Annotated in this window: 5 protein-coding genes; 4 read left to right on the top strand and 1 reads right to left on the bottom strand. The window is 37.6% G+C overall.

All coding sequences use genetic code 11. The features are described 5' to 3' along the window. The first annotated feature begins 284 nt into the window (after positions 1-284). Positions 285-1,736, top strand: coding sequence for a DASS family sodium-coupled anion symporter (locus GN303_RS00775; protein WP_110439610.1), 1,452 nt, complete (start codon positions 285-287; stop codon positions 1,734-1,736). Between the two features lie 222 nt (positions 1,737-1,958). After that, positions 1,959-3,326, top strand: coding sequence for a hypothetical protein (locus GN303_RS00770; RefSeq protein ID WP_110439609.1), 1,368 nt, complete (start codon positions 1,959-1,961; stop codon positions 3,324-3,326). A 523-nt stretch (positions 3,327-3,849) separates the two neighbouring features. Here the strand turns inward: GN303_RS00770 and clpB are convergent. Further along, a complete protein-coding gene (clpB, locus tag GN303_RS00765; RefSeq protein ID WP_110439608.1) occupies positions 3,850-6,456 on the bottom strand; it encodes an ATP-dependent chaperone ClpB in 2,607 nt (868 codons plus the stop codon). Between the two features lie 323 nt (positions 6,457-6,779). On the opposite strand from clpB, the gene GN303_RS00760 reads away from it, so the two are divergent. Together GN303_RS00760 and feoB are read left to right on the top strand one after the other, a co-directional pair. Then, positions 6,780-7,028, top strand: coding sequence for a FeoA family protein (locus tag GN303_RS00760; RefSeq protein WP_110439607.1), 249 nt, complete (start codon positions 6,780-6,782; stop codon positions 7,026-7,028). Between the two features lie 3 nt (positions 7,029-7,031). Further along, entirely contained in the window at positions 7,032-8,879 is a 1,848-nt protein-coding gene (gene feoB, locus GN303_RS00755) for a ferrous iron transport protein B (protein WP_110439606.1), read from the top strand. Positions 8,880-8,883: the final 4 nt, after the last annotated feature.

The following is an 8,883-nucleotide window of genomic DNA, read 5'->3' as shown; positions in this document are numbered from 1 at the left end:
GTAAAATAAAAAATGTTTCCAATAGCATCTGGTTTTATCTAAATTAGGCTTGATATTTTTGTAAGTCATTTACTTAAACGAATTAAAAGGTATACCTCTCCCCTTTAATCAAGAACAATTTTTTTGATGTTTAAAAATATCGTAACTATCTAAAAATAAGAAATAATTTTATATAATTTATAACTAAAAGTTTACTAAAATTTTTTTTAATAACCAAAAATTCATTACGAAATTTATTTTATTTCCAGCATATTATACATTTGAAAATAAATAAGGATCACGGTATGAATAAGGCCCTTCGCTGTTTATGTCCTATTCTTGCAACATTAATCATCCTGATCATTCCAGTCCCTCGTGGGCTTGAACCCCATGCATGGAGATTTTTTGCCATTTTTTTAGGATGTATTGTCGGGCTTATTTTAGAACCCCTACCTGGTGGCGCCATTGGATTAATCGGTATTTCCGTTGCCGCTCTATTTGGACCATATGTTCTATTTAGTTCCGAAGAATTGGCCCAGCCTGGATTTAAACCAACCGTCAATGCATTTGAATGGGCCGTTTCAGGATTTTCCAACCCAACCGTATGGCTGATTTTCGGAGCATTTACCTTTGCACTCGCATACGACAAAACAGGACTAGGAAAACGCATCGCCTTATTACTCGTTCGATCACTTGGTAAAAATACTTTGGCTCTAGGATATGCAATTACTTTTACAGATACAATCCTTGCCCCCTTTACCATATCAAGTACCGCACGTAGTGCTGGCATTATTTATCCTGTTCTTAGTCACCTACCTCCTTTATATAATTCCCGCCCCTTTGATTCATCACGAAATAAAATTGGTACATATTTGATGTGGACAGGTATTGTTTCAACTTCCATTACCAGTTCATTTTTTATGACCGCACTGGCACCTAATCTTTTGTCAATCAGCATGGTCAATAAAATCATCGGCATTAATATTACATGGCTGGAATGGTTCATGGTAACCTTACCAGCCTGCTTTGTCTTGATTACCATTTCTCCCTTATTGAATTATCATCTTTGTAAGCCGGAAATCAAATCCAGCACTGCCATTCCAACCTGGGCCAATAAAGAATTACAACTGTTAGGATCCTTAACCGCAAAAGAAATGTTACTGATTTTTTTTGTAACTTGCGCACTGCTTTTATGGATTTTAGGTGGGAAATTTATTACACCTCCACTGGTAGGCATTGTTGTGGTTTCAGCAATGTTAATTAGCCAATTATTAACATGGAATGATATCGTGGAAAATAAAGCTGCATGGAATATTTTCACCTGGTTGGCAACCTTGATCGCCTTTGCTTCCGGATTAAACAAATCAGGCTTTATTAATTGGTTTGGTCAATTAATTAGCGTTTATATCATTCATTTTTCACCTCTCGCAGCAATGATTCTACTTTTATGCATTTACTATAGCCTACACTATTTCTTTGCAAGTAATACCGCCCATGCGGCTGCATTATTACCCATCTTCCTCGGGGCCGCCAGTCACATTCCTGGAATTAATATTCATCATTATGTTTTATTGATCCTTCCTCTTTTAGGATTTATGGGAATTGTCACTCCCTATGCCGCTGAACCAAGTGCTGTCTATTATGGAAGTGGGTTTATCCCTAATTCGGTTTGGTGGAGACTAGGTTTTATCTTCGGTCTTTTTTTCCTTGTCACCTGGTTGTTTATTTCCATTCCATGGGTTTTAATGATATCATAGAACAATAATCAAAACCTTATCAAATATAGAAAACTCAGGTTTTTGCGATTGCAAGTATTAAATTAAATATTTTTTGAGATGTAACTATCATTAAATTTGTGATATATGTTTTTCCAAATAGCAAAAAAATTTTTGAATAATTTATAAAACAAATATTAATTAAATTTTAACATCAATTTAATTACAAATAATTAAACTATGTAAAATAAATAAGGTAGCTATATGCGTATTAAATTTGTTGTTTTTTATACTGAAGGCACCCCAAATGACGAAGGAAGTGATTTAACAAAAGTTGTCAGAACTGTTCGATCACTTGTCGAAGAAGCTGGCCACGAATTCGATGCTTATACACCTAAACGACTATATCAAATGGGTGCGGGAGAATTAGTTAAAGCATATCCTGATAAATACAATTTGGGAAATAATCCTAATACCCACAAATTTGGATTATTCAGCTGGAAACCCTTTACTATTTTGCATGCTCTTTCAACCATGGAAAAAGGTGATGTCATTTTTTACCTTGATGCAAATATTGCCAAATACCCAACCCTGCGCCTTGTTATACAAAGCATAAATACGATTATCAATAAAGCCTTGAATTTTTGTGATTTTTATATTGGCAGGGAACTTACAGAACAAATTTTAAAAGCCTCTGATTTTTGTTCCATCAGACAAATTGAAGAAATAGGGGGAAATTCACTTTTTGTTCAAAATTTTCCTTTACTGATTGCCAATAATATTATTGCAAAAGTGTCTGATTTTGCATTTGATATCTTACTGGACTGGTTGGCAATGTGCAGGGTAAAAGAATATATTCTTCCTCCTACAAAAGAAGAAGAAAAAAGCCCCAATTTCAAATGGTTCTGTGCCGACCAATCTATATTAAATATGATTATTGCCAGGCATATTGAAGAAGGTTTGCTACCTTGGTTTTTCCCCAATATTTGTCATGGTAGATCCAATAATTTTTCCATTCCAAATAATGATCACATTCAATATTTGTCCCATTCAACGGAAGTTATTTGGAACAGACCGAAATTCAGAGAGCAACATCAAAAACAGATTGCAAGTACACAAATCTTTCTTGATAACATTTGTAATTCCAAAACCATTGGAAATCCATGGATAACATTAGATTACAATTTAAAAGACTGGCAAGCTGCTGATGATGCAACCTTTACACCTTTAGAAAATGATAATTATGCTTTTGCAGATGGCGACCAAAATAATTATCATCTAATCCGTATTCATGATCCAAAATTACAGAATATGGAAATTGATCTGGAAATCATAGCAAAAAAATATCCCTCTTCAGACCCCAAAATTGGTATGCATATTCAACAATGGGGAGGGATAGATTTATGCACAATCTATGAAAATAATGATAAAACGATACATCCTCATACAGTATTTGCTACTGCAACACCTTTAAAAAACAATTTTTATATGTATCATGTTAGATTCTTTAACTATCATGACACCTTATCAATAGGAACCGGTTGTCCTCAAGGACGTTATTTGGGTAAAAATAATAAGCAATTTGAATTTAGCTCAATAAAAATAAAAAGAAGATTTATTAACCCATTATAAATATATATTTTAAAATTAATTTTAATAACTAATAATTTAATTTTTAGTTATTAAAATTAATTTATTAATATTTATGATATGAAAAAATTAAAAGCGATCCAATTTTATAAATTTAATTGTTAATTTTAGAAAAATATAAAAAACTTCAATATGTTAATCAGACTATTTTACCTATAGATTTTATATATAAAAATTACCAAATTAATAGATTATCTGGTACAACTATAATTCTATAAAGAATATTCTCATATAGAATCTATAAAAGATTAAACCCATCCAATGAAATAACAAAAGACAAGCAAAGGTTTCTATTAGTCAAACCGATCAATTTTTGTCAGCATAGATGCCTATCGAACATCCAATTTCATGATGGACAAAAGGTAAATCTTTTAATTCCCATAATAAAAGACATCCTATCAGATCAAACTTATTTATCTGTCCGTATATTATACAAGCTAAACAATATTTAATATAATCATAAATAAAAACTGGTTGAAATGAACTCAACCAGTTTTAACGAAAATCAGGCTTTGTCTATAACTGATTTACCCTGAATTAATAAACCAGCCTCATTGGCACTGATTGAAATAGTATCCCCATCATAAACATCGCCTTGCAACAATAATTCTGCCAATTGATTTTGCAAATTTCGTTGTATGACACGCTTTAGAGGACGTGCACCATAAATCGGATCATATCCAGCTTCCTCCAGCCACGCATGTGCTTTTTCATCCAGATCAAGCCTAATTTTACGATCCTCAAGCAATCCTTGTAAACGCTGTAATTGTATATCCACAATTTTTGCCATATCAGCCTTTTGCAATCGACTGAACAAAACAACTTCATCCAAACGATTAAGAAATTCAGGACGAAAGTGGGCACGTACAACTTTCATAACTTCAGCCTGTACAAGCTCTGTTGACTCACCTTCTGTCTGATTAGCCAAAATTTCAGAACCAAGATTGCTTGTCAAGATTATAATCGTATTACGAAAATCTACGGTTCGCCCTTGACCATCTGTTAAACGTCCATCATCAAGAACCTGCAATAATACGTTAAAGACATCCTCATGAGCCTTTTCAACCTCATCAAACAAAATAACCTGATAAGGTCTCCTGCGAATAGCCTCTGTCAAAACACCCCCTTCTTCATAGCCAACATAACCGGGAGGGGCACCAATCAACCGTGCAACCGCATGTTTTTCCATGAATTCACTCATATCAACACGCAATATCGCTTTTTCGTCATCAAAAAGGAATGAAGCAAGCGCTTTTGCCAGTTCGGTTTTACCTACTCCAGTTGGACCTAGGAATAAAAAAGAGCCAATAGGCCGGTTTGGATCCTGCAATCCTGCCCGTGCCCGACGTACAGCATTTGCAACCGCTTTCAAGGCGGGTTCCTGCCCTACGACACGTTTACGAAGCTCGTCTTCCATTCGTAAAAGCTTAGCCCTTTCCCCTTCCAGCATTTTATCCACTGGAATACCTGTCCACCGAGATACAACTGCCGCGATCTCATTTTCAGTCACTGATTTGGAAACCAAATTCGCCTGATCTGGATGTTCATGCTGTTTGGTTTGCAAACCCTCAATTTTCTTTTGAAGTTCTGGAATAACACCATACATCAATTTAGAGGCTTGGGCCAAATTACCTTGGCGTTGTGCAACCTCAACTTCTGAACGGGCCTGATCCAGCTGTTCCTGCAATTTTTGAACATCATTAACCTTATTCTTTTCAGCATGCCAGGCCGCAGTCATTGCATTTGATTTTTCTTCTAAATCAGCAATCTCAACCTCCAATGCTTCCAAACGGTCACGACTGGCTGAATCTTCCTCCCTTTTCAAAGCTTCACGCTCAATTTTTAGTTGAATCAAACGACGATCCAGCTCATCAAGCGCTTCTGGCTTGCTATCAATCTGCATCCGTAACCGACTTGCGGCTTCATCTACCAGATCAATTGCTTTATCCGGCAAAAATCGATCTGTAATATAACGATTGGATAAAGTTGCCGCTGCCACCAGAGCACTATCACTGATCCGCACCCCGTGATGCAATTCATATTTTTCAGAAATACCCCGCAAAATTGAAATCGTATCCGCTACTGATGGTTCCCCGACAAAGATAGGCTGAAACCGCCGTGCCAAAGCTGCATCTTTTTCAATATATTTGCGATATTCATCCAGGGTTGTCGCACCAATACAATGCAAAGTGCCACGTGCCAGCTCAGGTTTAATGAGATTTGATGCATCCATTGCTCCATCACTACGTCCCGCACCAACCAATGTATGCATTTCATCAATAAACAATATGACTTTTCCAGCCGCAGCTTCAACTTCTTTTAATATAGCCTTCAAACGTTCCTCAAATTCACCCCGATATTTAGCCCCTGCAACCAAGGCACCCAAATCCAAGGCTAATAACTGTTTATTCTTCAATGCCTCTGGAACGTCACCATTTACGATCCGTGATGCCAAACCTTCAACAATTGCAGTTTTACCAACTCCAGGCTCACCTATAAGCACAGGGTTATTTTTGGTACGTCGAGCCAAGACCTGAATCGTTCGACGAATTTCCTCATCTCTCCCAATCACGGGATCCAATTTTCCTTGCCGGGCAACCTCTGTCATATCCCGTGCATATTTTTTTAACGCATCAAAGGAAGCCTCCGCATTCTGGCTGTCAACCTTACGACCCTTCCGAATAGTATCAATCGCTCTTGCCAGATTTTGAGCTGTAACCCCCCCTTTTTGAAGGGCCTGACCAGCTGGTGTTTCAGATGCAGCCAAGGCAAGCAACAGGCGATCCTGAGCAACATACTCATCCCCGGCCTTCGTGGCCTCTTTTTCCGCGCCATCCAAGACACGAACCAATTCTGGCATGGCTTGAGGCTGTCCAGCACCATCGCCCTGAACTTTTGGCATGGAATCCAATGAATGTTCAACCGTTGTTTTGACAATGGCGGGTTCCCCGCCAGCTGCACGTATCAAGGAAGCTGCGGCTCCTTCCTCATCATCCAATAACGCTTTCAATAAATGCTGAGGCGTTAATTGCTGATGAAAATCACGAATTGCAATTGTCTGTGCCGCTTGAAGAAACCCTCTTGAACGTTCAGTAAATTTTTCGATATTCATAAATTTATGTCCCTTTTAAAATTAGGCAACATGCCTGCCAAAGTTTTGCCCCTCTTATGAGGCAGCGTTCTTTCGCAAAAAAAATCAATTTTTCAAAAAATAAGTATCATTTCATTACAAATTCATTATTGCATGAACTCAACTTATCGAGTAAAAAGAAAATTTTTTTTCATTTGTTTATTTTATACCAATCCTTCCGATAAATGAATAAGAATCATCATAAATAAAATAAAATTCAAAATTGATGACATAACAGGAATTTTCTGCCATATTATTAAGAACGCAAATCATTCTTAATGATAGAGTTAAGTTCAATTTAAATAATGACTGTTCCAAATTTAAGTATGCTTTCCCCAGGGAAATCAAGTGTTATTGATCATGTCGAAGAATTTTCTTCTCCTGATCCTATTGCAGACCGTTTACGTGATTTAGGCTTCGTACCAGGCGAAATTGTCAAAATCATTGCCTTTGGGCCATTTGGCTCAAATCCTATTGCTGTACAAATCGGATCGACCCGTTTTGCGCTGCGCCGTTCTGAAGCGGCCAGAATCATTTTACATTTGGATTGTTAATTTATGCCTGAATCATCCATATTCCCTATTTCAAAGATAGCTTTAGTGGGCAATCCAAATTGCGGAAAAACCGCTTTATTCAATCAATTGACCGGAAGTAGACAGAAAGTCGCCAATTATGCCGGGGTCACCGTGGAACGTAAGGAGGGACAATTCGTCACACCCTCCAAAAACAGGATTACCCTTATCGATTTACCGGGGGCATACAGTTTAAAAGCAACCAGCCTTGATGAAGCAGTCACCAGGGATATTTGTATGGGGAACTATCGTAACGAACCCCCACCAGATGCCTTGATCTGCGTTATTGATGCAACAAATTTGCGACTACATTTAAGATTCGCCCTTGAAATTTGCCGTCTTAAACGCCCAATGATGATCGCTCTAAACATGAGTGACATTGCAAAAAAACGTAAAATCGACATAGATATTCCAAAACTAGAATCAATTTTGGGCATTTGCATTATCCCCACAATAGGAACCCAAAAAAACGGAATTAAAAAACTTGTCGACAATATCGACACCTCTTTTAAAATTCCAACAATTGATCTTGATAATCAAACCGATTTACATGTCGAAGTACGCAAAATTCTCCTGAAATGCGTCCATAATTCTTCTGAAAATTCTGTTCTGCTTGATGAAAAAATTGATCGATGGGTTTTACATCCCATTATTGGTCCCTTAATCCTTCTCATTTTATTATTTATCATGTTCCAGGCCGTTTTTTCATGGGCCCAACCCTTTATGGATGGTATACAGGATTTGACAGGCTGGCTTGGAAAAATCATTGCCAACTTATTACCGACAGGTCCCTTGAGAAGTTTAATTATTGATGGTGTTTTTGCGGGGGTGGGAACAACATTCGCCTTTTTACCTCAAATTCTTGTTCTCTTCCTGTGGATTTTATTCTTAGAAGAATCCGGGTATTTGCCCAGAGCAGCCTTCTTACTTGACCGCATTATGGCTTCTGTTGGATTAAATGGTCGTTCTTTCATCCCATTATTATCCAGTTTTGCCTGTGCAATTCCCGGTATCATGGCAACCCGGACAATACCTAGCGCTAGAGATCGTCTAGTTACCATTCTCATTGCACCTCTGATGACTTGTTCCGCACGATTACCAGTTTATGCTTTACTAATCAGTGCCTTTATCCCTCATAAAACCATCGGGATAATATTCAACCTGCAAGGTCTTGTCCTGTTTGGTCTTTATCTACTAGGAATCGCAAGTGCCTTTTTGGTGGCCTTACTTCTCAAAAAACGAAAAAAATCATATGATAACACCCTTTTACTAGAACTTCCCTCTTACCGTTTTCCAAGTGTTCGGAATATTTTGTTTGGATTATGGCAAAGGATTGAAATCTTTGTTAATCGCGTAGGAACAATCATCTTAACGGTCAGCATCCTTTTATGGGCTTTATCAAGTTTTCCAAAACCGCCTGCTGGTGCACAAGGTCCAGCCATTGATTGGAGTTTTGCCGGTATTATAGGTCACTGGATTCAACCCCTTTTTGCACCCATTGGTTTTAACTGGGAAATATGTGTTGCCCTTATCCTTGGATTGGCAGCCAGAGAGGTTGCTGTTACGTCTCTTGCAACTGTTTATTCCATAGCTGGTGTTGATTCTGATGCACCAGGCCAACTGGTTCATTTTCTTTCAACACAATGGAGTATAGCAACAGGACTTTCCTTTCTGGCCTGGTATGTTTTTGCTCCACAATGCTTTTCTACGTTGGCGGTTATAAAAAAAGAAACCTCTTCCTGGAAGATGGTCATAATAACAGCCTGTTATCTGTTTTTCATGGCTTATTTTGCCTCCTTTACTACCTGGCATATCGCATCATTTTTTTCTTAACAAA

The organism is Commensalibacter melissae (assembly GCF_009734185.1).
Taxonomy (GTDB): Bacteria; Pseudomonadota; Alphaproteobacteria; order Acetobacterales; family Acetobacteraceae; genus Commensalibacter; species Commensalibacter melissae.
This window is presented reverse-complemented; position numbering and strand designations above follow the sequence as displayed.

What these genes read in the sequence shown, in the direction of transcription:
- GN303_RS00770 (WP_110439609.1), top strand. Translation starts at nt 1,959, where the DNA reads ATGCGTATTAAATTTGTTGTTTTTTATACTGAAGGCACCCCAAATGAC.
- feoB (WP_110439606.1), top strand. Translation starts at nt 7,032, where the DNA reads ATGCCTGAATCATCCATATTCCCTATTTCAAAGATAGCTTTAGTGGGC.
- GN303_RS00775 (WP_110439610.1), top strand. Translation starts at nt 285, where the DNA reads ATGAATAAGGCCCTTCGCTGTTTATGTCCTATTCTTGCAACATTAATC.
- clpB (WP_110439608.1), bottom strand. Translation starts at nt 6,456, where the DNA reads ATGAATATCGAAAAATTTACTGAACGTTCAAGAGGGTTTCTTCAAGCG.
- GN303_RS00760 (WP_110439607.1), top strand. Translation starts at nt 6,780, where the DNA reads ATGACTGTTCCAAATTTAAGTATGCTTTCCCCAGGGAAATCAAGTGTT.